Consider the following 24778-nt stretch of genomic DNA (forward strand, 5'->3'; position numbering starts at 1 on the left):
ATATGGATCAGCCCAAACGAGTCCTGGTCGTCGAGGACGACGCCCACATTGCCGACCTGATCTGCCTGCACCTGCGTGACGAACGCTTCACCGTGGTGCACAGCGCCGACGGCAACGAGGCCCTGAAACTGTTGGAACAAGGCGGTTGGGACGCGCTGATCCTGGACCTGATGCTGCCCGGCGTGGACGGCCTGGAGATCTGCCGCCGCGCCCGCGCCATGGTGCGCTACACCCCGATCATCATCACCAGTGCGCGCTCCAGCGAGATGCACCGCATCCTCGGCCTGGAGCTGGGCGCCGATGACTACCTGGCCAAGCCGTTCTCGATGTCCGAGCTGGTGGCGCGGGTCAAGGCGCTGCTGCGCCGGGTGGACGCCATGGCCCGCAACCTGAAAATGGACGCGGGCAGCCTCGACCTCGGGCCGCTGTTCATCAACCCGCTCACCCGCGAAGCCACCCTGGCGGGCCAGCGCCTGGACCTTACCCCCCGGGAATTCGACCTGCTGTATTTCTTTGCCCGCCAGCCGGGCACGGTGTTTTCGCGCATGGACCTGCTCAACGCCGTCTGGGGCTATAGCCATGAAGGCTACGAGCACACGGTCAACACCCACATCAACCGCCTGCGCGCCAAGGTCGAAACCGACCCCGCCAACCCCGCGCGCATCCTCACAGTGTGGGGGCGCGGCTATAAATTTGCCGAGCAACAAGCATGAGACTCACCCTCACGCAGCGCCTGTCGCTGGTGTTTGCCGTGTTGCTGCTGATTTGCAGCGGCACCTCGGCGTGGCTGCAAGTGCGCTCCAACCGCATGCACGAGCTGGAAGTGGTACAGGGCCTGTCCCGCGACCTGGCCGCGCACATTGCCCGCGACACTCAATTGATGGACGCCGACGGCCTCAAGCCGGACGCGGTCCGCAACCTGTTCAGCCAATTGATGCTGGTCAACCCCAGTGTCGAGGTGTACCTGCTGGATATCGACGGGCGCGTGGTGGGCAACGCCGCGCCCGCCGGGCACTTGCGCCGCGAGCAGGTCAACCTGGAGCCGGTGCGGCGCTTTCTCAGCGGTGCGCGCCTGCCCATCGTCGGCGACGACCCGCGCAGCCCCAGCGGCATGAAGGTGTTCAGCGCCGCGCCCCTGCAAGCCAATGGTCGCCAGACCGGCTTTTTGTACGTGGTGCTGCTGGGTGAAGCCCACGATGTGTTTGACGCGCAAGACGCCACCAGCGTGGCGTTGAATATTGCCCTGTGGTCCATCGCCCTCGTCGCCCTGCTCTGCCTGCTGGCGGGCCTGGCCGCGTTTGCCTGGATCACCCGCCCGCTGCGCCAGCTCACCGAAAAGGTCGGCCAGTTCGATATCAACGGCGCGCCCAAAGCGCCCCCGCCTGCGCCAGCCAGCGTGTCGAGCCAGGATGAAATCGCCGTGCTGGGCCACGCCTTCGGCCAGATGGAAACCCGCCTGGGCGAACAATGGCGGGCCATCACCCACCAGGACCAGGAGCGCCGGGAGATGGTCGCCAATATCTCCCACGACCTGCGCACCCCGCTCGCGTCGCTGCACGGCTACCTGGAAACCCTGTCACTCAAGGACGCCAGCCTGAGCCCGGACGAGCGTCGCCGCTACCTGGGCATTGCGCTGGACCAAAGCCGCAAGGTCGGCGGCCTGGCCCAATCACTGCTGGAGCTGGTGCGCCTGGAACACGGGTTTGTGCAGCCGGTGATCGAAGGGTTTTCCCTGCCGGACCTAGTGCAAGACATCTTCCAGAAGTTCGAACTGACCGCCGAAGCGCGCGCCATCACCCTCACGGCCAGCCTGCCGCCCTCGGTGCCCACGGTGTACGCCGACCTCGGCCTGATCGAACGGGTGCTGACCAACCTGCTGGACAACGCCCTGCGCCATACGCCGCTAAAGGGCGATATCGAGATTGCCGTCGCGCTCAAGGCCGATCGCGTACACATCACGGTCGGCGACAGCGGCCCGGGCATCGATGCGGGGCTGCGCGAAGGGCTGTTCCTGCGTGCCTTTACCATTGGCGGGGCGCGCCGTGACGGTGGGTTGGGGTTGCGCATCGTGCACCGGATTTTGCAATTGCATGGCCAGGAGATTCGCCTGGTGGACGTACCCGACAGGGGCGCAACGTTCAGCTTTGCCCTGCCCACCCAGGCCACCGTGCGCTGACTAACGCAGAACCACCCGGGCCAGCAGGCGGTTTTCGTGTTTTTCCAGGGTCAGCGATTGCAGCGCCTGGCCCTGGCGCTCCATCAGGTCCAGCCACGACAACAACGCCTGGGGATGACCGCTGAGGGTCAGGCGCACGGCCTCGCCTTCGGCGTCCATCTGCGAGATCTCAAGGCTTGCCGCCGCCGCACTTTCACTCACCCGCAGCGGCAGTGGTTGCCCCGCCCCTGTTGCGGGCGTACGGCGTGGCTGTGCCTGCTGCAATTGGGCTTGGAGGGTCAATTGCTGCTGGTAGTGCAGTTCACTGCTGGCCAGGCGTTGCACGGCGGGCTGCCAGACCAGGCTGAACGCCAGCGCCCCCAGCAGGCACACGCCGGTCGCCGACACCAGCGCGCGCTCACGCCGGGACCATCGCTGCCAGCGCTCCAGCGCGCCCTTTACCACGGCCTGTTTCATGCGCCCTCCTCCAGTACCAGGGTGGCATGCACCCGTTGATGTTGCTGGCTGGCGCTGTCGAGCCGCACCGGCAGGCCGTGTTGCCGCCCGCGTTCACGCAGTTGCTCAAGCGTTGCAAAACTGCTGGCCGTCAGTTGCACCTTCCAGCCCTCGCCCTGGCGAAATTCCACGCGCTGAACGTCCACGTCACTGGCCCCGATCACGCGCTCCACCAGGCTCACCAGCCGTGCGATATGCGTGTGACGCGGCTCATGGGTACGTGTTTGCAATGCCTTGAGTTGGGTCCAAAGCGCGGCGACCCGGGGCTGGTCGGGATACATGGCCTTGAAGCGCTGCTCGTTGAGCGCCGCCAGCGCCTGGGTTTGCTGCTGTATAAAGCGCACGCGTGACTCGTAGCCCACCCCGGTCAACAGCACCAGCAGCAACATTGACAGGCCCGCCAGGCGCCAAGGCAAGCGGCGGCGGCGCCGGGCAAATGCGCCGGTGCGCAGGTCGATCGCGTGCCCCGCTTTAGCGCTGAACAAGCCGGTGATGTGCGCCGCCTCCTGGCGTTCGTCCAACCAGTGCAGGTCGTCAGGCAACGCCGACGCCAGCAGGCTGACGCCCTCATCCGACAGCGCCACACGCGCCGCCAGCCCCGCGCCCAGCACCCAGCGCCCACACCACCGAACGCCCAGCGGTTGCTCCCCCGGCAACACGTCGGCATCGACAAACACCGCACCCACGTTAATACCGACCTCGTCCATCAAGGCGAGCAACGCCGCAAACCGTTGCCGCCCAATCACCATCACGGGGTAGCAGCCCGCCGAATCACGCGCCCCCACCCCCAGGTGCAGGTCTTCCAGCGCTTCACTCAAGTGCTCCTCCACCGCAAAGGCAATGGCCTGCGCACCGGGGTGGCGCCGGGAGGGCCAGGGTTCGGTCCGTACCCAACTGCACAGCTCCATCGGCAACAACAACTCCACCGTCTGCTCGCCCAGGGCGTGCGCAGCGTCGGCCAATGTCATCGGCTCAGGCAGCTCACCCAAGAGCAGGCAAGGCCAGTGGGCCGAAAACGCCGTAAGGCCCTCGGCGGTCAGATAAAGCCTTGGGCTCATCGCGGTATCTCGTCAATCGAAGGAAGAATAAGGCGTTGCCGAACGCTCAGGCGCCGGGTTTTGGGGTCCAGTTCGACATCGGTGGCCGCCCGTAACGTGCGCGGCCCCAGGCTGACCTGGACCGTCATCCGATACCACCGGCTGTTCACGCCCAGCCCATGGCTGCTCAACCCGATGCCGTCGAGCAACGGATCACGGGTAAAGGCCTGCACGCTGGGCCAGGCCGTCAGGCGGCGTTGACGCGCCAGCGTCTGGGCGAGCTTGGCGTCGACGCCGTCCAGTGTTTGCAGCACCTGCACCGACGCCGTGTTGATGTTCAGCGCGGCCTGCGGGGGCAGGAACGCGACCCAGGGCTCGAGCTGGCGCAGCGTCTGCCAATCGACACCCGGCAACAGCCGCAGTTGGCTCAGCTCACGCAGCTCACCCACCTGGGGCAGCTGCAGTTCGCCAAGGCCAAGCTGCTCTTGCAGGCGCTGCCAACGGCCCAGGGTGACCGGGTCGATCTTGCCCGGTGTCAGCAGGGCATTAAGGTTGAAACGCCCGGCGAGGTCTTCAATCAAGACCTGCACCTGCGCATCGTCGCTGGCAAAGCCTGGCGGTGTGGTCGCCCACGCCTGTGTCAGGTCAACGGTTTTGTGCTGCGCCTGCACCGCGTCGGTCAACAGCGACAGCCCCCAGGTTTCACCGGCCACGACCAATTGGCGCAACCCCACCTGGTTCAGGTGCTGCCCGCTGCCTTGCAGCAACAGGCGATGGCCGCGCAACAGCCCGCCGACCATCAGCACCGCCAGGCTCATGATCAACAACACACTGATTAACGCGACACCGCTCTGACGTTTTCTCACTGCAACCCACCCGGCAATAACATCACCCGGCGAATGGCCTCGAAACGGCCCACGCTCAGCTGCACCTCCAGGGCCATAGGCTCCTCGGCCAGGCTTTCGCTTCGCCAGCCGGCAGAGCGGTAGTACACACGCCAACTCAGGCGCTGCACACCGTCGAGCACTTTTTGCTGCTGCACGCGCTGCTGGCCCTCGCCCAGGCTTTCGCGCCACAGCACCTGGTTCTCCACGCGGTAGGTCAGGTGCTGGCGCTTGCTGCGGGGCTGATCCAGGGGGTTGCGCCAGTTACTGCGCTGCAGCTGCAGGCTATCGTGCCGAACCACCAGGGGTTGCTCAGTCACGTGCAGCACATCCCATTCGATAAGCGCCACTGCCCGCTGCAGGTTTCTGAACGCGAGGTCATGGCCTGTTCCGTTACGCTGCACACGCACCAGGCCGTCGAACAGCCCCCAGCTGGCCAGCCCCAACAGTGCAAAAATCGCCATGGCGATTACCATTTCCAACAGGGTGAAGCCGGCCTGCTTATTCATGCGGCTTGGCGATCCAGGCGCGGGTCTGGTACAGCGGGTAGTCGTGCCCTTGCTCGGCCACGTACAGATCGACCTGGAGCAGGCGCACGTCGCTGGCCGGGCTGACGCGCTGGCGCACCTGCCACACGCGCTGATCCATCTGCACCCGTTGCTGTTTTTCGCCCACGCCTAGCGCAGGTAACAGCCGCAACTCGGTCAGGTGGTTATCGCCGACCCAAGTCGCAACCACCCGCGCCTGCAACCCGGCGCGCTGCTTCAGCACGTACTGCGTCGCCGACAAGACGGCAGCGCCCAGGGTGGCGAAAACGGCCAGGGCGATCATGACTTCCAGCAAGGTAAAACCGCGTTGACGTTTAGCCATCGATCACCACCTGGCCAATGCCGTCACTGGACAGGTGCAGCAGCGTTCTGTCGCGGATGAAAAACGTCAGGGTGAACTCGCTGGTTTCATCGCTGCTCAACGCCAACAATTGCGCGGGGCCGCTGTCCTGGCCCAGGCTCACGAACTGCCCCTCTTGTTCAAGGCGCAGCTGGAGTGACGCAGGCCAGGCGCGCAGCGGCGTCACCGGCCGCCAGTCGCGCCCGTCCAGGCGTACGGTGCGGTAACCGTCGGTGCTCAATCGCACGCCATACTCACGGCCTTCGAGCACCGCACGGTCACGCAACTGCTGGAGCGTGCGGGCGATCACGTCGGCCTCCTGCCTGGCGATCCCGGCGGGGTTGGGCCCTACCGCAAAACTCACCATGGCAAGCATGACGCCGACCAGCACCACCACAATCATCAGTTCCAGCAAGGTAAAACCCCGACAGCCGTTGCGCATGCCTCAGTCTTCCCAGTTACCGATATCGGCGGCGAACCCTTCGCCACCGGCCACGCCATCGGCGCCCAGGGAATACAAGTCATAGCTGCCATCCTGGGAGTGCGGCCCCGGGTTGAGGTACTGATAAGGCGTGCCCCACGGGTCTGTCGGTGTGTTTTTCAAGTACCCCTGCGGGTTCCAGCCCCTGGCCACCGGCTGCCCGACGGGCCGTTTGACCAGGGCTTCGAGCCCCTGCTGGGTCGACGGGTAGTTGTGATTGTCGAGGCGGTACATCTCCAAGGCCGTCGCGATGGCCTGGATATCCGTGCGCGCGGCGGTGACCTTGGCCTGGTCGGGCCGACTCATGAACTGCGGCACCACAATGGCCCCCAGGATGCCGATGATCACCACCACCACCATGATTTCGATCAGGGTAAAACCGCGCTGGGCACGGGGCATGTTGCGAGGAACAAGTTGCATAGGTCAGTTCACCAATTGGTTGAGGCTTAAAATAGGCAGCAGAATGGCCAGCACGATCAACAGCACCACCGCGCCCATCAGCACCAGCATGAACGGCTCGAACAGGCTCACCACCAGACTGATGCGCGCCGCCAGGCTGTGCTCTTGTTGTTCGGCGGCGCGGGCGAGCATGGCGTCCAGCTCGCCCGCCCGTTCGCCACTGGCGATCATGTGCAGCATCATCGGCGGCACGTCGCCGCCCAGCTCCAGGCCGCGGGTCAAGGTGCCGCCCTCCCGGACCGAGCGGGCGACGTCGGCCATGCGCGCACGAATGGTCAGGTTGCCGATCACCGCGGCAGCGATTTGCAGGGCATCGACCAGGGGCACGGCACTTTTGCCCAGGATCGCCAACGTACTGGCAAACCGCGCCGCTTCCATCTCGCGCAGCACCTTGCCCGCCACCGGCAAGCGCAAGGCCAGCCCGTGCCAGCGCAAGCGCCAGGCCGGCTGTTTAAGGCTCCAGCGCCAGGCCCCGACACCGCCCGCCAGCACCGCCGCCAACCACACGCCGTGGTGGCGCAGGCCGTCACTCACGCCGATCAGCGCCTGGGTCAACCAGGGCAGTGACTGGCCGCTGTCGACAAACACTTTCACCACATCGGGCACCACGAAACCCAGCAAAAAGCCGACGATAGCCACGCTGGCCAGCATCAGGATCAAGGGGTACACCAGGGCCATTTGAATTTTTTGCCGCGACGCCTGGCGTGCCTGGGTGTACGCCGACAGTTGCTCCAGCACATGGCCCAGGTGCCCCGAGCGTTCACCGGCGGCAACCGTGGCGCAAAACAGTTCGGGGAACGCCTTGGGAAACGCTCCCAATGCCGTCGCCAGCGCGTGCCCCTCCATCACCCGGCTTCTGACGGCCGACAACAGTGCCGCGATCCGCCGCTTCGCGCTTTGCCGGGCCACGGCCTCCAGCGCTTCCTCCAACGGGAGCCCCGCCTGGATCAGTGTCGATAACTGCAAGGTCAGCATGGCCAGGTCGGCGGCGCCCAAGCGCCCGGCACGCGGCGTTGAATGCGCCCCGCTGCTGGCCCGCACCTCGTTGAGACGATGTGGCCATAGCCCCTGTGCGCGCAACATTTGGCGGGCCTGGCGCGAGTTGTCGGCGTCCACGCGCCCCTGGCGGCCACGGCCACCGGCATCTTGGGCACGGTAATCGAAGGTCGGCATGCCTCAGCCCTCCTGTGTCACGCGCAGTAACTCGTCAACGCTGGTGAACCCCTCGAGTACGCGCTGGCAACCGTCCTGAAACAGGCTGCCCGAGGCCTTGCGCGCTTCATCGCCGAGCGCGTGCTCGCTGGCGCTCTGATGGATCAGTGCGCTCACGGCGCCGGTCACCGTCACCAGTTCGTAGATCCCGATGCGTCCCCGGTAACCCTTCTGGCACTGCTCACAGCCCACCGCCCGGAACAACGGCGGCGCTGTGGCGCCGTCCACCCCCAGGCGCTGGCAGGTCGCCGCATCGGCGCTGTACGAGGCCTTGCAGTGCGGGCACAGGGCCCGCAACAGGCGCTGGGCAAGAATGCCCACCAGCGAGGACGCCAGCAGGTAGGCGTCCACGCCCATGTCCACCAGGCGTGTGACCGCGCCCACCGCGCTGTTGGTGTGCAGGGTCGAAAGCACCAGGTGCCCGGTGAGCGAGGCCTGCACGGCGATTTCTGCCGTTTCGCGGTCGCGTATTTCGCCGACCATGACCACGTCCGGGTCTTGGCGCAGGATGGCGCGCAGACCGCGTGCAAACGTCATGTCGACCTTGGGGTTGACCGGCATCTGGCCGATGCCCGGCAGGTGGTATTCGATCGGGTCTTCGACCGTCAGGATGTTGCGGGTCTGGTCATTGAGGCTGCTGAGCGCCGCGTACAGGCTGGTGGTCTTGCCCGAACCCGTGGGGCCGGTGACCAGCAGGATGCCGTGGGGCTTGCCCAACAACAGGCGCAAGGCGCCAAGGGTGGCGTCCGACATGCCCAGGCGGTGCAGGTGCAAGCGCCCGGCCTGTTTGTCCAGCAGGCGCAACACCACGCGTTCGCCGTGGGCCGAGGGTAAGGTGGAGACACGCACGTCCACCTCGTGCCCAGCCAGGCGCAGCGCGATGCGCCCGTCCTGGGGCACGCGTTTTTCAGCGATGTCCAGGCGGGCCATGACTTTGATCCGCGACACCAGCAGCATCGCCAGCTCACGGCGCGGCCTGAGCATTTCGCGCAATTGCCCGTCGACCCGCATCCGCACCGACAGGTACTGCTCGAATGTTTCCAGGTGCACGTCCGAGGCCTGTTCGCGCACCGCCTCGCTGAGCAGCGCATTGATCAGCCGGATAATCGGCGCATCGCCTTGCTGCTCCAGCAAATCGGCGGTTTGCGGCACCTGGTCCACCAGGCTCAGCAGGTCCAGTTCGTCGTCCAGGCCCTGGGCAACCTGCTGCGCCGCGCTCTGGCCTTCGCGGTACACCGTGGCCAGGCGCGCCGCAAAGGTCTGGGCGTCCACGCGCACCATCGGCAACGCCGGGCCATAGACCCGGCGCGCCTCGGCCACCGCCGAAAGCGGCGTGTCGGCACGCAGCACCAGGCGCCACTGCGTGCCTTCACGGTCCAGCAGTATCCCGAAGCGGCGGGCAAAGCCAAACGGTAACAGCACCGGCTCACTCATGGCGGGCTCGGCGCTTTTTTGCGCAGGTCCACCACCGGCGGGTCAAACAACTGGCTCGACTCTGCAGGCAGCAACAATGAAGTGTTGCCCTGCGCGCCCGGTTTGCTCAACTCACGCAGCGTGTCGTAGCGCTGTTGACTGACCGCCGACAAATCGTCCTTGCTGCGCACGATCGTGGGGCGCAGGAACACCATCAGGTTGCTTTTGGTCTGCGTGTCACGGCTCCAGCGAAACAGCGCCCCCAGGTACGGAATGTCGCGCAACAGCGGCACACCGCTGGTCTGGGTCCGCACGTTGTCGCGGATCAGGCCGCCAATCACGATGATCTCGCCATCGTCCGCCAGGATCGTGCTCTTGAGCGCACGCTTGTTGGTGATCAAGTCCGAAGAGTCGATGCCCGATACCGACGGGGCGATGTCCGAGACTTCTTGCTCCACCTCCAGGCGCAAGGTCGAGCCCTGGTTGATGTAGGGCTTGATCTTGAGGCTGATGCCCACGTCCTTGCGCTCAACCGTGGTGAACGGGTTGTCGGCGCCGGTGCCGTTGGTGGCGTAGGAGCCCGTCTTGAACGGCACGTTCTGGCCCACAATGATTTCGGCCTCCTGGTTGTCCAGCGTGAGCAGGCTTGGCGTGGACAACAGGTTGCTGCGGGTATTGCTGGCCAGCGCAGAAATCAACGCGCCGAAGCGGTCGCTGCCCAGTTGCAACAGGGCCCCTTCCGGTGCGCTTTTCTGGTCGTCGAAGGTCATGCCGCCAATGATCGGAATGTCGGTGCCCGGGAAGTTGATAAACCCCTTGGCATCGCCGGTGCTCATGCCCCACTGGACGCCGACGGCATCCGCGATATCACCGGAGATTTCCACAATGGCCGCGTGGATCAGTACCTGGGCCCGCGGCTGATCCAATTGGCGGACGATGTTTTCGATGGTGCGGATCTGGGCGGGCTCGGCGATCAATACCAACGCGTTCTGGCTCTCGTCAGCCTTGATCATGAAGGCGGCGCCGGTCGGCGTGTCGCGCGCACCGGCGACCGTGGGCGCAGGGCTTTTGCCTTGCACCATGGTTTCGAGGACCCCCGCCAGTTTTCCCGCATCACTGTGACGCAGGCGAATCACCCGGGCGTTGTCCGGTACGGCGCTGGCCGGCATATCGAGGCTGCGCGCCAGGTTGCTCAAGCGTTGACGCACGTCAGGCGGGCCCACGAACACCAGCCGGTTGGTGCGTGTGTCGGCCAGCACCTGGACCAGCGTGTCGGCGCTGCGTTTGCCCAGCGAGGCTTCAATCACCGGCGCTACGTCCGCTGCCTGGGCGTGCTGCAATTGCAACACTGCATGCAACTGGCTTTGCCCGGAGTCCAACTGGCGCACCACCTGTGCGATCCGGCCCACGTTGGCCGCGGTGTCGGTGATTACGAGCGCGTTGGCCGAAACCGACGGGCCGATATACCCGTTGCTCGACACCAGGGGGCGCACCAGCCCTGCGATGTCGGAGGCGCTGCTGCTGCCCAGCGCGATGACCTGGGTGACAAACTGCGACGCCGTGGCTTTTTTTGCGCCGACCTGGCTCGCCCGGGTTTTGGCCTCGGCCACGGGGGCGATGAGTATCCGGTCGCCCTCGTCGATCACCGTGAAGTTATGGGCATCGAGAACCGCATAAAACAACCGGCGAACGCCTTCGCGATCAAGCGCCTGGCGCGACACCACACTCACCCGCCCGGACACTCTGGGGTCGAGCACGACCGTGGTGCCAAGGATGCCGGACATCTCTTCGACAATGTCACGCAACTCGGCATTGTTCATCGCCAGTTGCCATTTTTCCCCGGCCCACACCGCCTGGTGAAACAGCGCGGTGGCCAGGCAAGCCACCAACAACAGGGCGCGCAGCGGGGTGCAACGGCGGACATAACGCATGAATAAAATCACTCTGACAGCCCCGGAACCGGGCGTAGGTAACGCAAGGAAATCGCTGACACCTGCGGCGTGGCCGTCGGCTCAAGTTTGTGCAGCACAGGTTTGGCCGGGGCCTGCAATGCCAGGCGCTCTTCACGGCCCTTGCTCCAAAGCACCACGTAATCGGCCTCGACACGGCGCAACACGCTGCCCCCCGGCAACGTGTCCCCCACCTGGTACAGGCGAGCGCCTTGCGCATCGCGCAGCAGCGCTTTGGACAGGCCAGCACTGGCCACAAAGCAGGCCTGCACCGCCCACTGCTGCGCACTTTGCGAAGGCGCGGTTTCGGGCGCGAGCCCCAGCACCGTCGACACCGCCGTGGCGTCAAGCGCTACCGGTGCAGGCACGCTTGCGACCACCGCGGCAACGGCCGGGCGTTCGACCATCACCTGACGGAACTGCCATTCCTGCCAGAACAGCAGCACCGCGTAGGCCAGTGGTAACAGCCACAGGCAGCTGGCGCCCAGCGGGTTTGCAATGGGTGATAACCATGGCGACATCATCTCCCCCCTCCTCACGTGTGCCGGATATGCGGCGCACGGCTGCGCAGGCGCCACCCCATTCGGGGCAACACCGGTTCACCGCGCACCTGGTGAAAAATCACTGCGCTGATGTGCAGCATCAGCAGCACCGACAAAAACAGGCAGGCCTGCACATGCAGGGCCAGAAAACGGGCAATCCATGCCGGGTCACTCAACAGCGGGCCAAACTGGCGCCAGGCAAACAGGCTCACCGGGCGGTCCATCATCAACACGCCACTGGCCAGGACCACGCCCACCACCAGATAAATCGATACATGCGCGAGCCGCGCGACGACCTCTAGGCGCCCCCGCGCCTTTAACCGCCTCACGTGCGCGTCACGCAGGGCCAGGGCGACGCGCCAGGCAAAGAACGGGATAAACACCGTTGCCAGCGAGACGTTGAACGCGGCGATTGAGGCCTTGATGGCCGCAGGCACCTCAACGCAGGCCACGTAAAAGCCGGACATCAACACCCACAGAATGACCGCCGCCGATAACCAGTGCAGCAGGATCCGCAGGCTCGAATAACCTGATATGGACATGTTCGATTCGACTCTGAAGAGAACGCCTTGGGCGACCCGGCCGGGCCGCCCAAGGCATCGGGTGGGGTTACAGCTTGTCCCACGCCATGTTCGAGTGTGCACCTACGCCCGGTTCAAAACCGTTGGCGTTGGGCGTGTATTGCTTGCAGTAGCCCGAAGCCGGGAACTGCTTGCACTGATACACCTCGTTGGTTTTGGGTTGCAGCACTTTGGTGCCGGCGGTGTAGCTTTCCAGGCCCTGTGGGAAGACAAAGTCATATTCGAGGTTGGCGCCCTCACCCGTCATCGTCACCGGCCGGGTGTCCTGGCGTGTGGTGCGCCCGTCCAGGGTCGTGCCGGTCAAGGTCAAGGTGTGTTGGCCAGGGCTGCTGCGCACGTCCATGACCAGGGTGGCCGAGCTGTTGTCCACAACGCCTGTGACCGAACCGGCCGACTGGTTATGTTCATCGAGCAACGTGGCCTCGACGTTCATTTTGCGGTTGGACACCAGGCCGAAATCGACTTTGGCCAGGCCGTTTTCCAGCACGTACTCAGGTTTGACGGTGCCAAACGACAGGGTCGCAGACGCGTCTTCCTTCATGTCCAGCTGCACTTCGTAGCGCACGACGCCGCTTTCTTTCTGGGCGTAAATCGTGTTGTTGCCCTTGATGGGCTCGATTTCACCCGACTCGTTGCGCACACCGGCGCGAATCAGTTTTTGGGTCAGGTTGATTTTTTCTGCCAGCTTGAACGACCAGTTCTGCGGCGTGCCTTCTTCCGGGTTGTCGATGCTGATTTCAACGCTGTACTCCGGCTTCTCGCCGCTCACCGTAAAGGCCCGCGCCTTGACCTTGTCGCCGACCAGCAGCGAGGTGTTCGTCCCGATACTGCCCACACCGGCCCAACCCCCTGGCAATTCGGCCTCGGCAAGGATGTTCACGTCGGCAACGTTGTAAAACGCAGCGTCGGTATCGCCCACGGTCCAGATGGCCAGAATCACGTGATGGCCCGACTTGTCGGCGGGGATTGTGCAAGCGTGCTTGGCACCCGACACCGGCTTCTCGCCATGGCCGTCGACTTCACAAAACGGCGTGCTCTCGAATGAGGCGCGGGTGAGCGGCTCATTGGGGTTCCAGCCATTTCGGGTAATGAAATACTCATGCTTGGTTGCCGGGTGAACGGCGGTGTACTGCCATTGGAAATCGATCGTGCGGTCGTGGATCTCGGTCAGATGCCAACGGGTCGCGGTCTGGGCGTCCATGGCCGAGAACGAGGAGTGGCCACCGCTGGCGATTTTCCCGTCGACCGGGCCTTGCAGAGGCGCGCCGCCAACACCGGCCGGGAAGCCCTTGAAGGTTTCGCCGACACTTTGTGGTTCGTACTGGGCATTACCGCACTGGGTGTTCACACCGGACTGGCACAGCAGTGCACGCGACGGCGGCACGTCCAGGTAGCCGTGTGCGCCAGCACTCTGAGACGCCAACAACACCGACAAAAGAACTGCCGAGGATGCACAGGTGGTCAAGGCACTGCTTTTATAAAATTTTAAGTTCATGACTGTTTCCAGGCTGCATCAAATGAAACGCCCTGCGGCGCCGTTTTTGCCCGGCGTAATGCCGAACAACGGAAGTAAATGCTACCGAGGCGATTGAGTTCGCTATGCGAGTCATGACTTACATTCTTGCAAGAATTTTCTTACAGACAATAATCAGATAACTAACTTGCGCGGTTTTGTCTGGCGTCAAACAGCGTTAGTATCCGGCGCGAAACTTAACTCAGGTAATTCAGGAAAGCAGGTAATGCATAAGATCGTGCTGGTCGACGACCACCCCTTCATCCGAGCCTCCGTGCGGGCATTGGTCACTCAGGCCGGGCATGAGGTGGTGGCAGAAGCGGACAATGGTGTCGATGCAATCGCGTTGGTTCGCCAGTGGGAGCCCGACCTGGTATTGCTCGACATCACCATGCCGCGCATGGACGGCATCACCGTCATCGAGCGCATTCGGGCGCTGGGGCTGACCACCAAAATCATCGTCCTGACCTACCTGTCACCCGAAAATTACGCCATGCGCTGCATCACCGCCGGTGCCTTCGGGTTCATTTGCAAGAGCGACGAACTCAGCGCACTGCCCCAGGCGATCAAGACCGTGATGGACGGTTATGTGTACTTCCCGCAAAGCGTGGTGCACCTCAATGGCAGTAGCAACGTGGCCACCGGTGAGCAGCAACTTATTTCGTCGCTGTCCAACCGTGAACTGTCGGTGTTCCAGCAACTTGCCAGGGGCATGCGCAATAAAGATATCGCCCACAATAGTTTGCTCAGCAGTAAAACCATCAGTTGCTACAAATCCCGGGTCTTCGCAAAACTCAATATCACCACCGTGGTGGAACTGGCAGAAATGGCGCGGCGCAACAACTTCATTTGACGGTTTTACAGCCCCCCGTGTTCGTTATTCCAGAGAGGCATTTGCGTTGAAACTTCTCATGACCACCCTTGTGCTCTGGGCCTGTATGCACATGGCGTGGGCCGCTGACAACAGCGCTTCACTGCGCCTGCTGAGCCGGTCCGGCGTGATCGCCGCCGACCCGCAAGCCCGTCAAGCGCTCGACGACACCCGCGTGCTACGGGTGGGCATTTCGGAACCCGACTACCCGCCCTTCGACATCACCAACCATGCCGATGAATTCGAGGGCATCAGCGCCGATTACTTGGGGCTTATCGGTCAATTCCTGGCGGTCGATGTTCAGATCAAACGCTACCGAAGCCGGGAAGACGTGATCCAGGCGCTCAAGCACGGGGACATCGACCTGCTGACCTCGGCCAATGAATTTGAAGCCAGCGACCCCGGCCTGCAACTGAGCCAGCCCTACATACTCGACCGGCCGACGCTGGTAGAACGCGTGCACGACGCCGGGCCTCAAGACCCCGGGTTTGCGGGCAAGACCATTGCCATGGTCAACCACTATTTGCCGCTCAGTACCGTCAAGACGTTTTACCCCGACGCCACCGTCGTGCTTTACCCCTCGATTGTCGCAGGCGTCAGCGCGGTGGCCTTTGCCAAGGCCGACCTTTACCTGGGCGACTCGATTTCCACCAGTTACCTGATCAACAAGAGCTACCTCAATAACGTCCAGTTGCTCGATTACCCGGGCATCAAGGTCAACCACTTCGCCTTCGCGCTGGCCCGGCACAACGGCGCCTTGCTGAAGGCCGTCAACGCGGCGTTGCAGGCGATTGCCCCCAGCGAGCAAATGAGCATCGCGCGCCGCTGGAACGCCAGCGATGCCAGCGTTACCGGGGTGCCGCCTTTGCACTTCACCAGCGAGGAAACCCGCTGGCTGATGGCCCATCCCCAGCTCAAGGTGATCGCCAACGAGGACTTTCTGCCGTTCAGTTTCTTTGACGGCAACGGCCGCCTCAGGGGCCTGAGTGCCGACATTCTGGCCAAGATCAGCCTCAAGACCGGGTTGAAGTTCATCCCGCAAACCAGCACCTCCATTGACGAGATGATCCACACGGTCAGCCGTGGCGAAGCCGACCTGGTCGCCGCACTGGCGCCCAGCCCCGACCGCGAACAGCAACTGAGTTTCAGCCGGCCCTACTCGTTCGCCCCACTGGTCTTGATCACGCGTAACGAGGCACACAGCCCCACTGACCTTGGCGAACTGGCCGGCAAAAAACTGGTGATTATCAGCGGCAATTCAAAGCAGCAAATGCTTGAGCAGCAGTACCCGGACATCCAGATCGTCACGGCCGAAAACCTGCACGAAGCCTTTGCGTGGGTGGCCAGCGGCGAGGTCGACGCCGGCATCGGTATCTTGACCAGCGCCCACTCACTGATTGCCCAGCACTATCAAACGTCATTGAAAATCGCCTCCACCGTGGCCGGCAGCGGCGCCCAGCTGGCCTTTGCCGTCAACCCTGACGCGCCGCTGCTGCTGTCGATTTTGAACAAGTCGTTGCTGAGCATCTCGCCCGAGGAAATGGACGAAATCAATAACCGCTGGCGCAGCCCCATGGTGTTGCAAAGCTATTGGGACACGCACCGCACAACGATCCTGCAGAGTTTTGCCGTGTTCGCCGTGCTGTTGATCCTCGCCGGGGTCTGGATCGTGTTGCTCAGGCGCCAGGTGCTGCGGCGCAAGATCGCCGAGCGGGCGCTGAGCGATCGCCTCAAGTTCGAGCGCGTACTGATTGACGGCACCCCGCATCCGCTTTACGTGCGGGACCGCGAGGGCCGCCTGCTGACCTGCAACAGCGCCTACCGCCATGCGTTCGGCCTCGCCGACGAACCCGTGGTACTGGGACAAACGGTGGTGCAAAGCGCGCTGACCGACGACGATCAGGCGCAGCAATACCACCACGATTACTTGCGTGCGATGGCCAGCAACACCCCGCAGATCCAGGACCGCCTGCTGATCCTGCCCACTGGCAAGGTGCAAACCATCCAGCACTGGATTCTTCCGTATCAGGGCAACGACGGTGGCGTCGATGGGCTGATCGGCGGCTGGGTGGACGTGAGCGACCGCCAGCAACTGATGGAGCAACTGCACGCGGCCAAGCACCAGGCCGACAAAGCCAACAGCGCCAAGACGGCCTTCCTGTCCACCATGAGCCATGAAATTCGCACGCCCATGAACGCGATTCTGGGCATGTTGGAGATGGCCTCCAAAAAAGCCGAACAGGGCGTGCTCGACCTGACGGCCATCAATGTCGCATCCGAGGCTTCACGCGGCTTATTGGCGTTGATCGGCGACATTCTGGACATTTCACGCATTGAATCGGGCCACAAGGATTTGATGCCCGAGTGCGGCAACCCGCACCTGCTGCTGATGGGCATCGTGAATGTATTCGACGGCCTGGCGCGCCAGAAGAACCTGCAACTGGTCGTGGATGTCGAGCCGACCCTCGATCAACACGTCATGGTCGACTCGCTGCGCTTCAAGCAAGTGGTGGCGAACCTGCTGAGTAATGCGATCAAGTACACCACGGTCGGCCACGTACGCATTCACGCAAGCCTTGAGCCGCTGCCCACCCCGCACACGATGGGGCTGCGGGTGATCATCGAAGACACCGGCGTGGGCATCAGCGCCACGGATCAGCAACGCCTGTTCACCCCGTTCACCCAGGTGGGCAAGCACGACATGGCGACCGGCTCGGGGTTGGGCCTGGCCATCAGCCGCTCGCTGGTCGAGGTCATGGGCGGCACCCTGACGCTGACCAGCGAAGAAGGCCAGGGCACGCAGGTGGTATTGAAACTCGACCTGCCCGTGGCCTCTTCAAGCACGCTACCCGCCGCACCCGCGGTACACAGCGACCTGCCTGAAGGCGGCGCGCTCACCGTGCTGATCGTGGACGACTACGCCGCCAACCGCATGGTCTTGACGCAGCAACTGACGTACCTCGGCCACCAGGTCCTGGAGGCTGAAAGCGGCGCGCACGCCTGGGCGCTGTGGCGCGAGCAGGCGTTCGACGTGGTCGTGACCGATTGCAACATGCCGGACATGAGCGGCTATGAATTGGCGCGCCTGATTCGACAACACGAACGCGACACCCACCAGCCAGCCTGCCTGCTGCTGGGGTTCACCGCCAATGCGGTGCCTGAAGAAAAACAACGGTGCCTCGATGCCGGCATGGACGACTGCCTGTTCAAGCCCGTCAGCCTGCAACACCTCAACGATCAATTGCAGCCCTTGCAAAGGGCGTACTTTGCCGATGAGCACGGTGATGAGCTGTGTATCGAGCAGATCGAGCAACACCTGAGTGTGTTCACCTTTGGCAATGCCCAGGTGATGCAAGGCTTGAAAGACGAACTGCTCAGCAGTGCCCGTGCCGACCTTCAAGCGCTGACCCGGATGGTTCGCGATGCCGACCTGCCGGGACTGGCGGAGTTCGCGCACCGGGTAAAAGGCGCCGCACGCTTGATTCAGTACGAACACTTGATGGTCAGTTGCGAAAGCTTGCAGGCGCTGTGCGAGGACACTTGCAACCCGCAGAGCCGCCAGGAAGTGATAGGGATCGTGCAGGATTGCCTGCAACGGTTGGTGGAGTGCCTGTTGACCTCGCCTTCACGGCCCGGGGCGTAAACCGGCACGTTCAAGAAAAGCGTCAGGGTGTTGTAAGGTCCGCCTTATCGCGCCCTGCCCCCCACCACGTCGGCAACAACTGCCGCACGCGCGGCTCGCCAAACCGGTCATCGATCAACATCACCATGCCGCGGTCGTCCTGGCTGCGAATCACCCGCCCCGCCGCCTGCACGACTTTTTGCAGGCCGGGATACAGGTAGGTGTAGTCGTAGCCCGCGCCGAACAAGGCGCCCATGCGCAACTTGAGCTGTTCATTGACCGGGTTCAGTTGCGGCAAGCCCAAGGTGGCGATGAACGCCCCGATCAGGCGGTTGCCCGGCAAGTCGATGCCCTCGCCAAAGGCGCCGCCGAGCACGGCAAACCCGACGCCTTGGCTCTGCGCGGTAAACTGGTCGAGAAACGCCTGGCGCTGCGACTCGGCCATGCCCCGTGACTGTTGCCACACCGGGATCTGTGCATGGCGCTGCGCAAACAAGTCGGCGACCTGTTGCAGGTAGTCGAAGCTGCTGAAGAACGCCAGGTAATTGCCCGGCTGGCGGGTGAACTGCTCGGCGATCAGTTCGACGATCGGCGCCAGCGATGCCTGGCGATGGGCAAAGCGGGTTGAAACGCGGTCCACGATCTGCACCTGCAACTGTTCGGCCTTGAACGGCGACGGCACATCCACCCACGCGGTGTCGGCGGGCATGCCGAGTAGGTCGGTGTAGTACTGGCGCGGGTTCAGGGTGGCGGAAAACAGCACGCTGCTGCGTGCGGCGCCGAACCGGGGGCCCAGGAACCCGGCGGGCACCACGTTGCGCAGGCACAGCTGCGATGAGCTGCGCTTGCCGCCGAGCGCACGCTTGCTGATGTCAAAGATGAAGTGCTCGTTGAACAGCTCCGCCACCCGGGAAAATTGCAGCGCGTCAAAATAGAACGTTTGCAGTTCGCCGCCGAGGCGTTCGGGGTGATCGTTGAAATAGTCGGCCATGGCGCCGGTGCACAGGCTCAGGGCGTTGAGCAGTTTGCCGGGGGTGTGGGCGTGGGCCTGATACGGCGCGACCTGGTCCTTGTGCAGGGCATTCCATTCGCGGTTCAGGCGCTGCAAGGGTTTTTTCAGGGGCTCGGGGGCACTGTCGCGCAGGGTCTTGAGGGCGTATTGGTCAAGGCTCGCGCTGTACATGGCACGGCCACGGTCCACCAGGTTATGGGCTTCGTCCACCAGCACGGCGACGCGCCACTGGTTGAGCTGGGCGAGGCCGAACAGCATCGCGGAAAAATCAAAATAGTAGTTGTAGTCGGCGACGATCAGGTCGCTCCAGCGCGCCATTTCCTGGCTCAGGTAATACGGGCACACCGAGTGGGCCAGGGCCACGTCCCGCAGGTGGCGCTGGTCGAGCAGGCGCACCTGGGCCGCCGCTTCACGCGCGGCGGGCAAACGGTCATAAAAGCCCCGGGCCAGCGGGCAGGAGTCGCCATGGCAGGCGCTGCCCGGGTGCTCGCAGGCCTTGTCACGGGCCACCAGTTCCAACACACGCACGGGCAACTCGGGGCTGCTGGCGTGCAGCACCTTGGCGGCGTCCAGGGCCAGTTGCCGGCCGGGGGTCTTGGCCGTGATAAAAAACACCTTGTCCAGTTGCTGCGGCCCCAGGGCCTTGAACATCGGAAAGAGGGTGCCGAGGGTCTTGCCGATGCCCGTGGGCGCCTGGGCCATCAGGCAGCGGCCAGTGCTGACGGCCTTGTACACGGTTTCGGCCAGGGTGCGCTGGCCGCTGCGAAAGTCGGCATGGGGAAACGCCAGGTGTTGCGCCGCCGCATTGCGTGCCTCACGCTGGCGCATTTCCTGTTCGGCCCAGCCAAGGAAGCGTTCGCACTGCTGCTCGAAGAACACCTGCAGCTCGGCGGCCGTAAAACGCTGGCTGAGCAGGGTTTCGTGTTCGCCGACGATGTCGAAATACACCAGGGCCAGCACGATGTCGCTCAGCCCAAGCGTCTGGCACATCAGCCAGCCATACACCTTGGCCTGGGCCCAGTGCAGTTGGCGCTGGTTGGCGGGCTGCCTGGCCAGGTCGCCGCGGTAGGTTTTGACCTCTTCCAATTGATTGCGCTGCGGGTCGTAGCCGTCCGCCCTGCCCCGCACGGTCAATTGCCGGTAATGGCCCTCCAGCGCCACCTCGCTCTGGTAACCCGCGCTGCGCCGTGCAGCGACGGTGCGGTGGCCAGCGATGCCTTCCTGGGCGCTGGGCGACGGCGTGAAGCGCAGGTCGAGGTCGCCGACCTTGGCGGTGAACTCGCACAACGCACGCACCGCCACGCGGTAACTCAAGCGACCTGCTCGGCCCAGCGCACGTAGCACACGGTGACGGGCATCTGGTGCTCGCCGCAAAAATCCAGCCAGCGCAGTTGGTTGTCTTGCAGCCGGTCACCGGGGCCTTTGACTTCGATCATGCGGTAGGTTTTTTGTGCGGGCCAGAACTGGATCAGGTCGGGCATGCCCGTGCGGTTGGCGCGGATGTCCAGCAGCAAACGATTGAACCAGTGGTGCAAGTGCTCGGCGGGCAGGCAATCGAGGGCCTGCTCCAGCAGCTCTTCGGTCAGGGCGCCCCAAAAGACGAAGGGCGACTGAATGCCCCACTTCTCAACGTAGCGCTGGCGGATGGTGGTTTTGTAGCGCCCGTCCTGCAGCTCGTCGAAGCAACGGGCGAACCATTCGGCGCGGCGTGGATGGAAGTCTTCGCTGTGCAAGTCCACCGGGCCGCGCTGGAACGGGTGGAAGAACGCGCCCGGCAACGGCGCGAAAATCGCCGGCCAGCACAACAGGCCGAACAACGAGTTGATCAGGCTGTTTTCCACGTAATGCACGGGGCCTGTGTCTTCGTGCAAGTGCGCCTGCACGCAGTATTCCACCGACATCAGCGGGTTTAGCGCCAGCTCCAGGTCCAGTCGCGCCACGGGCCGGGGTTTAGCCTTGGGCACGGCGGGCCCGCCGAGTTTGCGTTGCAGGCGCGGCACCACGCGCAAGAGGTGTTGGTGCTCGCCAGCGCTGTACGGCGCCTGTTGCGCGTGGACAGCCAGCGCCAGGGCCTGGGCAAACGCCTCCTGGCGCTCCAGCACACGGATCAACCGGGCACGGGCGCCCGGGTGGGCGCAATCGCGATAAATCGCCTCGGCCAGGCTCAGTTCGGCGCTGCGTTCGCAGTGTTGACCGATCTGGAACAACAGTTTGGCGCGGCGTTTCTCCAACCAGGGGTTGTCGGTGACCAGGCGGGCGATGTGCGCCAAGACCGTCTCCAGCGCCTGCCCAGCTTCGAAGGCCTGCTGGCACTGGTGCAGGAACAGAAAGCCCTGCACGTCATCACGGCTGCGCAGGCCGCGCGACTCGGCGCAGAACTCGACCTTTTCGTAGGTGTAAATGCCAAGGTCAGCCAGCACGAACTCCGACCAGTCCTGGTAGAGGTTGCCAAAAAACATCAGGCGCAGGCGGTCGCACAGGTCCATCACCGTAAGGCTGTACAGCGTATCGGCCAGCGCCGGGCACCACTGCCGGAAACTGCGCGGCTCGACAAACTGCGCCGACAAGGCCTCCAGCCAGTCGGCCTTTTTGCCCCGGGGCTGAGCGATCCAGGGCCCGAACGCCTGCACAATCTCGGCTTTTTGCAGCAGGCCAAACAGTTCGTCGAACGCCAGCAGGCACTGCTCCGTCACCCACCCGTGTTGCAGCAAGGGCAGCACCGCCGCCCGCGTGTCGCCGATTTCGGCGTAATTGAGCTTGTCAGCGCGAAAATGCGCGCCCTTGCGCATCACCATGCGTACCAGCAGGGCTTGCGAGGCCTGCGGCAGGCTGTCGAATTGCTGAATGAAACACTGTTCTTGGGCGTCCAACACGTCGGCATAACGTAACCTCAGCCAGGCGAGCACTTGGCGAAAGTTATGCAGGTAGTAGAACGGATCTTCCAGAGGATTCGACATTGCGGGCACTTGAACAAACACTGGTTATGCATACAGAGTGCCGTTCCCGCCACGCTGTTGCAATCAGTAATAGATCAAAGGCGCACGCAACTTTTTGCATAAAAACGATCAGATGGGAGTGAATCGCGTAACATTTGCAACCCGCGACCGCTCAGGCGCGGGCTTTTGAACAGTCAGGACTAGGGTAATGAGCATGAAAAATCTGGGGTTGTCCGTAGCGATGTTGACCGTGCTGGTATTGGCTGGTTGCTCGACGCAAACCGTCGTGACCTTGCAGAACGGCACTCAATACCTGACCAAAGACATCCCCAACGCCAAGACGGCCGATGGTTTCTATGAATTCACCGACATCGCGGGCAAGCGCATCCGGATCAAGGCCGATGATGTGGCCACCGTGCGCAAGGAAAAATAAACCGGCGACGTTGGCCACCGTTAACAACCCTCGCGGGCAAGCCCGCCCCCACGCCTGATCGGGTTCACCGATCAAAACAGTGGGGGCAGGCTTGCCCGCAATGGTCTCTGAGACGCGACGTGAGTTAAACCGCGCGCGCCTCAATACCGGTAATACGGATGGTAGTACGGGTGATAAACCGGGTAGTACGCATGGTAATACGGGTGATAGCAGCAATAGCCCGGCGACACCACGCAACCGCTCAAGCCCAGCAGCACCACGGCACACAGAACCAACCCAAGGCGGGACATGTTCAACTCCTCACAGTCAACACGCGAGCTTTCTCGCAGGTATCAGTTGAACGTGAGCGCCCCCGGCGATCCGTCGCCATCCCGGGTCTTTTTTATCCGACCTAAACAAATTTTCACCGAAGGATTTCCCCGCCTGCCGCGTTTAACCCGGTAATCGCCCTCATCTTCGAAGGCGATGTGACGGAGGACACCTGCCATGGCATTCATACCTCGAGTGATGCGCACACTGCTGCTCATCTCCCTGACCTGGGCGGCGCTGGCCAGCACGCCAGTGTTTGCCGATACCATCATCATTCGCCAACCACAACCTGCGCCGGTCGTGGTGGTTCAAGGCCCACCGCCGCCGGTCTATTACGGGCATTGGGGTTATGCCCCACGCGGCTACTGGGTGCGGCCGCACTATTACGGCTACGCGCCGCGGCCCTATTACGGTGGCTGGCACCATGGGTATTACTGGCATTGACGCCTGATCGCGCCCGGTGTGGCAACCGGCCCACACCGGGCGCGTGTTCAGCCGATGGACACGCCATCACCCCACACGTGGTTGATGCCTACGCCCACCAGCGTCACCGACTCCTTGCCAAAGCTGAGCACGGTATCGCCGCCGACCATCTTGGCGTGGTCACGCCAGTCGGTGCTGCCCGGCACATCCTTGAACACCAGCTTGTCGGTGGACTGATAGCCGATGATCTTGTCGTTGCCGAACTGCCCGCTGAACATGAACGTGTTGTGGCCGCTGTTATCGCGGATGGTGTCATTGCCCTTGCCGCCCTCGATAAAGTCCGGCCCCTTACCGCCCTGGATCAGGTCATCGCCGTCGCTGCCAATGATGAACGTGGGGCCCTTGTGGGGCTCGGCGTTGCGGTTGAGGTCTTGCACCCAGGTGTTGGCCCGGGCCGGGTCTGACAGGTTGGCGACGATAATCGTCGAGTCACGGGTCATCAGGTCGTAGAACTTGGAATTGAGGATGCGGGTCATGCCATCGCCGTAGCCGGTGGGCAAGTGGGAGATCCAGGTGGGCAGGTTGACGATGGAAAACGGCAGCACGTTCCACAGCGTCGAGGCGTAGTGGTCGTTGAAGCTGACGATGTTGTCGGTGGTGGACTCATGGGGTTTGTCGTGCACGCCCAGCGACGACAGGTTGAAGGTGGAGCCGTCCAGTGCGCGAAACACCGGGTCGTTTTCGTAACCGATGTTGATCACCTTGTCGCCCGCGCTCTGGGTGGGCGAGGCATAGGCCACGTACTTGGCGTCCTTGTAGAAGCCCGACCATTTGCTGGTGCTCAGGTCGGCCATGCTATTGACGGCCAACCCGCCGAGGCTGTGGCCGCTGACCACCACGTCCTTGCCGCTCAGGCCGTGATTGGCCGCGTAGGTGGCGACGCTCTTGAACAGGTTGCCAAACGCCTCGCCCGAATAGTTCTTGGCGTAATCCTTGGGGCCCAGCGCTGCGAGCAGGTCACTGATGAGATCACCGATGGAGTCGCTGATCAGGGTTTCCCGGGGGCCGGACGTGCCGCGAAAGGCGATGCCGATTTCCAGCAATTTGCCGCCCGCGTCGTACTTGCCCAGCACCTCGACCTGGGCGGTGGTGTAGCCAGGCTTTTCGCCAAAAAAGGTCCCGCGCACATCGACCTTGCCGCCGTACCCCAGGGCACTGGCGCTGATGGGCGTCCAACCGGCCTTTTGCACGGCCGCCAGCGCGGCTTTTTCCGAGTCCGGGTTCCAGGGGATCCCGGGGATCACCCCTTGGGAGTCGGTGCTGCCGATCAACGCCGTGACCAGCGTGGCCGGCATCCCGGCGCCGAAGCCGTTGTGCTTGTAGCCGGTGGCAAAGCCGTTATCGAGGTTGTGATAGGAATACAACGTGATCGCCATCGCATCGGCAAACAACGCCTTGGAGCCCTCGGTCCCGAGGTTTTTATAGTCAAAGACACCCATGGTATTGCCTCTCTTTTGTTGGAATTGTCGAGAAAGCTGAAAC

The 24778-nt window shown here is 63.4% G+C and carries 23 protein-coding genes; 6 read left to right on the forward strand and 17 right to left on the reverse strand.

Annotation, left to right across the window (positions count from 1 at the left end):
* Positions 1-2 precede the first annotated feature (2 nt).
* Both ACW9H9_RS00470 and ACW9H9_RS00475 read left to right on the forward strand, forming a co-directional pair.
* The gene (locus ACW9H9_RS00470) at positions 3-713 is read left to right on the forward strand and encodes a response regulator transcription factor (RefSeq protein ID WP_457341004.1); all 711 of its coding nucleotides are present in this window, start codon (positions 3-5) and stop codon (positions 711-713) included.
* The gene (locus ACW9H9_RS00475) at positions 710-2176 is read left to right on the forward strand and encodes a HAMP domain-containing sensor histidine kinase (RefSeq protein WP_457341003.1); all 1467 of its coding nucleotides are present in this window, start codon (positions 710-712) and stop codon (positions 2174-2176) included. The genes ACW9H9_RS00470 and ACW9H9_RS00475 overlap by 4 nt, the downstream gene beginning before the upstream one ends.
* Here ACW9H9_RS00475 and gspM read toward each other — a convergent pair whose 3' ends face one another.
* From gspM to gbpA, 13 genes are all read right to left on the reverse strand, one after another.
* Entirely contained in the window at positions 2177-2632 is a 456-nt protein-coding gene (gene gspM / locus ACW9H9_RS00480) for a type II secretion system protein GspM (protein WP_457341002.1), read from the reverse strand.
* Entirely contained in the window at positions 2629-3729 is a 1101-nt protein-coding gene (gene gspL / locus ACW9H9_RS00485) for a type II secretion system protein GspL (protein WP_457341001.1), read from the reverse strand. The genes gspM and gspL overlap by 4 nt, the downstream gene beginning before the upstream one ends.
* Positions 3726-4574 carry a general secretion pathway protein GspK gene (locus ACW9H9_RS00490; protein ID WP_457341000.1) on the reverse strand — a complete coding sequence of 283 codons (849 nt, stop codon included), beginning with the start codon at positions 4572-4574 and terminating at the stop codon, positions 3726-3728. Before ACW9H9_RS00490 ends, gspL begins: the two co-directional genes overlap by 4 nt.
* On the reverse strand, positions 4571-5101 hold the full coding sequence (locus tag ACW9H9_RS00495) for a type II secretion system protein GspJ (protein WP_457340999.1): 531 nt from the start codon (positions 5099-5101) through the stop codon (positions 4571-4573). The genes ACW9H9_RS00490 and ACW9H9_RS00495 overlap by 4 nt, the downstream gene beginning before the upstream one ends.
* A complete protein-coding gene (gspI, locus tag ACW9H9_RS00500) occupies positions 5094-5462 on the reverse strand; it encodes a type II secretion system minor pseudopilin GspI (protein ID WP_457340998.1) in 369 nt (122 codons plus the stop codon). The genes ACW9H9_RS00495 and gspI overlap by 8 nt, the downstream gene beginning before the upstream one ends.
* Positions 5455-5922: a type II secretion system minor pseudopilin GspH gene (gene gspH / locus ACW9H9_RS00505; protein ID WP_457340997.1), complete on the reverse strand. Its 468-nt coding sequence runs from the start codon at positions 5920-5922 to the stop codon at positions 5455-5457. The genes gspI and gspH overlap by 8 nt, the downstream gene beginning before the upstream one ends.
* A gap of 3 nt (positions 5923-5925) precedes the next feature.
* Entirely contained in the window at positions 5926-6381 is a 456-nt protein-coding gene (gspG, locus tag ACW9H9_RS00510) for a type II secretion system major pseudopilin GspG (protein WP_457340996.1), read from the reverse strand.
* A gap of 3 nt (positions 6382-6384) precedes the next feature.
* Positions 6385-7593 carry a type II secretion system inner membrane protein GspF gene (gene gspF, locus ACW9H9_RS00515; protein ID WP_457340995.1) on the reverse strand — a complete coding sequence of 403 codons (1209 nt, stop codon included), beginning with the start codon at positions 7591-7593 and terminating at the stop codon, positions 6385-6387.
* Between the two features lie 3 nt (positions 7594-7596).
* Positions 7597-9066, reverse strand: a complete 1470-nt coding sequence (gspE, locus tag ACW9H9_RS00520) for a type II secretion system ATPase GspE (RefSeq protein ID WP_457340994.1) — start codon at positions 9064-9066, stop codon at positions 7597-7599.
* A complete protein-coding gene (gspD, locus tag ACW9H9_RS00525; RefSeq protein ID WP_457340993.1) occupies positions 9063-10976 on the reverse strand; it encodes a type II secretion system secretin GspD in 1914 nt (637 codons plus the stop codon). Before gspD ends, gspE begins: the two co-directional genes overlap by 4 nt.
* 8 nt (positions 10977-10984) lie before the next feature.
* Positions 10985-11515 carry a type II secretion system protein N gene (locus tag ACW9H9_RS00530; RefSeq protein ID WP_457340992.1) on the reverse strand — a complete coding sequence of 177 codons (531 nt, stop codon included), beginning with the start codon at positions 11513-11515 and terminating at the stop codon, positions 10985-10987.
* A 14-nt stretch (positions 11516-11529) separates the two neighbouring features.
* Complete coding sequence (locus ACW9H9_RS00535; protein WP_457340991.1) at positions 11530-12078, reverse strand: cytochrome b; 549 nt, start codon at positions 12076-12078, stop codon at positions 11530-11532.
* 67 nt (positions 12079-12145) lie between these two features.
* The gene (gene gbpA / locus ACW9H9_RS00540; protein ID WP_457340990.1) at positions 12146-13612 is read right to left on the reverse strand and encodes an N-acetylglucosamine-binding protein GbpA; all 1467 of its coding nucleotides are present in this window, start codon (positions 13610-13612) and stop codon (positions 12146-12148) included.
* 244 nt (positions 13613-13856) lie between these two features.
* Between gbpA and ACW9H9_RS00545 the strand changes: the two genes are divergently transcribed.
* Positions 13857-14483, forward strand: coding sequence for a response regulator (locus ACW9H9_RS00545; RefSeq protein ID WP_457340989.1), 627 nt, complete (start codon positions 13857-13859; stop codon positions 14481-14483).
* Between the two features lie 58 nt (positions 14484-14541).
* Complete coding sequence (locus tag ACW9H9_RS00550; protein ID WP_457340988.1) at positions 14542-18144, forward strand: transporter substrate-binding domain-containing protein; 3603 nt, start codon at positions 14542-14544, stop codon at positions 18142-18144.
* 22 nt (positions 18145-18166) lie between these two features.
* On the opposite strand, the gene ACW9H9_RS00555 is transcribed toward ACW9H9_RS00550, so the two are convergent.
* Both ACW9H9_RS00555 and ACW9H9_RS00560 read right to left on the reverse strand, forming a co-directional pair.
* Positions 18167-20449: an ATP-dependent DNA helicase gene (locus tag ACW9H9_RS00555; protein ID WP_457340987.1), complete on the reverse strand. Its 2283-nt coding sequence runs from the start codon at positions 20447-20449 to the stop codon at positions 18167-18169.
* Positions 20446-22092: a VRR-NUC domain-containing protein gene (locus tag ACW9H9_RS00560; protein ID WP_457340986.1), complete on the reverse strand. Its 1647-nt coding sequence runs from the start codon at positions 22090-22092 to the stop codon at positions 20446-20448. The genes ACW9H9_RS00555 and ACW9H9_RS00560 overlap by 4 nt, the downstream gene beginning before the upstream one ends.
* 187 nt (positions 22093-22279) lie before the next feature.
* Between ACW9H9_RS00560 and ACW9H9_RS00565 the strand changes: the two genes are divergently transcribed.
* Positions 22280-22504 (forward strand): YgdI/YgdR family lipoprotein, encoded by a 225-nt coding sequence (locus tag ACW9H9_RS00565; RefSeq protein ID WP_457340985.1) that lies wholly within the window; start codon positions 22280-22282, stop codon positions 22502-22504.
* 140 nt (positions 22505-22644) lie between these two features.
* Here ACW9H9_RS00565 and ACW9H9_RS00570 read toward each other — a convergent pair whose 3' ends face one another.
* The gene (locus tag ACW9H9_RS00570) at positions 22645-22794 is read right to left on the reverse strand and encodes a hypothetical protein (protein ID WP_457340984.1); all 150 of its coding nucleotides are present in this window, start codon (positions 22792-22794) and stop codon (positions 22645-22647) included.
* Between the two features lie 196 nt (positions 22795-22990).
* On the opposite strand from ACW9H9_RS00570, the gene ACW9H9_RS00575 reads away from it, so the two are divergent.
* Entirely contained in the window at positions 22991-23257 is a 267-nt protein-coding gene (locus tag ACW9H9_RS00575; RefSeq protein ID WP_457340983.1) for a hypothetical protein, read from the forward strand.
* Positions 23258-23304: 47 nt separating this feature from the next.
* On the opposite strand, the gene ACW9H9_RS00580 is transcribed toward ACW9H9_RS00575, so the two are convergent.
* Entirely contained in the window at positions 23305-24735 is a 1431-nt protein-coding gene (locus tag ACW9H9_RS00580; RefSeq protein ID WP_457340982.1) for a polyurethane esterase, read from the reverse strand.
* Positions 24736-24778 lie beyond the last annotated feature (43 nt).

The organism is Pseudomonas sp. SDO5215_S409, from assembly GCF_054071325.1.

What these genes read in the sequence shown, in the direction of transcription:
- ACW9H9_RS00580 (WP_457340982.1), bottom strand. Translation starts at nt 24,735, where the DNA reads ATGGGTGTCTTTGACTATAAAAACCTCGGGACCGAGGGCTCCAAGGCG.
- gspL (WP_457341001.1), bottom strand. Translation starts at nt 3,729, where the DNA reads ATGAGCCCAAGGCTTTATCTGACCGCCGAGGGCCTTACGGCGTTTTCG.
- gspD (WP_457340993.1), bottom strand. Translation starts at nt 10,976, where the DNA reads ATGCGTTATGTCCGCCGTTGCACCCCGCTGCGCGCCCTGTTGTTGGTG.
- ACW9H9_RS00545 (WP_457340989.1), top strand. Translation starts at nt 13,857, where the DNA reads ATGCATAAGATCGTGCTGGTCGACGACCACCCCTTCATCCGAGCCTCC.
- ACW9H9_RS00475 (WP_457341003.1), top strand. Translation starts at nt 710, where the DNA reads ATGAGACTCACCCTCACGCAGCGCCTGTCGCTGGTGTTTGCCGTGTTG.
- ACW9H9_RS00535 (WP_457340991.1), bottom strand. Translation starts at nt 12,078, where the DNA reads ATGTCCATATCAGGTTATTCGAGCCTGCGGATCCTGCTGCACTGGTTA.
- gspM (WP_457341002.1), bottom strand. Translation starts at nt 2,632, where the DNA reads ATGAAACAGGCCGTGGTAAAGGGCGCGCTGGAGCGCTGGCAGCGATGG.
- gbpA (WP_457340990.1), bottom strand. Translation starts at nt 13,612, where the DNA reads ATGAACTTAAAATTTTATAAAAGCAGTGCCTTGACCACCTGTGCATCC.
- ACW9H9_RS00495 (WP_457340999.1), bottom strand. Translation starts at nt 5,101, where the DNA reads ATGAATAAGCAGGCCGGCTTCACCCTGTTGGAAATGGTAATCGCCATG.
- gspI (WP_457340998.1), bottom strand. Translation starts at nt 5,462, where the DNA reads ATGGCTAAACGTCAACGCGGTTTTACCTTGCTGGAAGTCATGATCGCC.
- ACW9H9_RS00575 (WP_457340983.1), top strand. Translation starts at nt 22,991, where the DNA reads ATGGCATTCATACCTCGAGTGATGCGCACACTGCTGCTCATCTCCCTG.
- gspE (WP_457340994.1), bottom strand. Translation starts at nt 9,066, where the DNA reads ATGAGTGAGCCGGTGCTGTTACCGTTTGGCTTTGCCCGCCGCTTCGGG.
- ACW9H9_RS00570 (WP_457340984.1), bottom strand. Translation starts at nt 22,794, where the DNA reads ATGTCCCGCCTTGGGTTGGTTCTGTGTGCCGTGGTGCTGCTGGGCTTG.
- ACW9H9_RS00565 (WP_457340985.1), top strand. Translation starts at nt 22,280, where the DNA reads ATGAGCATGAAAAATCTGGGGTTGTCCGTAGCGATGTTGACCGTGCTG.
- ACW9H9_RS00550 (WP_457340988.1), top strand. Translation starts at nt 14,542, where the DNA reads ATGACCACCCTTGTGCTCTGGGCCTGTATGCACATGGCGTGGGCCGCT.
- gspH (WP_457340997.1), bottom strand. Translation starts at nt 5,922, where the DNA reads ATGCGCAACGGCTGTCGGGGTTTTACCTTGCTGGAACTGATGATTGTG.
- ACW9H9_RS00530 (WP_457340992.1), bottom strand. Translation starts at nt 11,515, where the DNA reads ATGTCGCCATGGTTATCACCCATTGCAAACCCGCTGGGCGCCAGCTGC.
- ACW9H9_RS00560 (WP_457340986.1), bottom strand. Translation starts at nt 22,092, where the DNA reads ATGTCGAATCCTCTGGAAGATCCGTTCTACTACCTGCATAACTTTCGC.
- gspG (WP_457340996.1), bottom strand. Translation starts at nt 6,381, where the DNA reads ATGCAACTTGTTCCTCGCAACATGCCCCGTGCCCAGCGCGGTTTTACC.
- gspF (WP_457340995.1), bottom strand. Translation starts at nt 7,593, where the DNA reads ATGCCGACCTTCGATTACCGTGCCCAAGATGCCGGTGGCCGTGGCCGC.
- ACW9H9_RS00470 (WP_457341004.1), top strand. Translation starts at nt 3, where the DNA reads ATGGATCAGCCCAAACGAGTCCTGGTCGTCGAGGACGACGCCCACATT.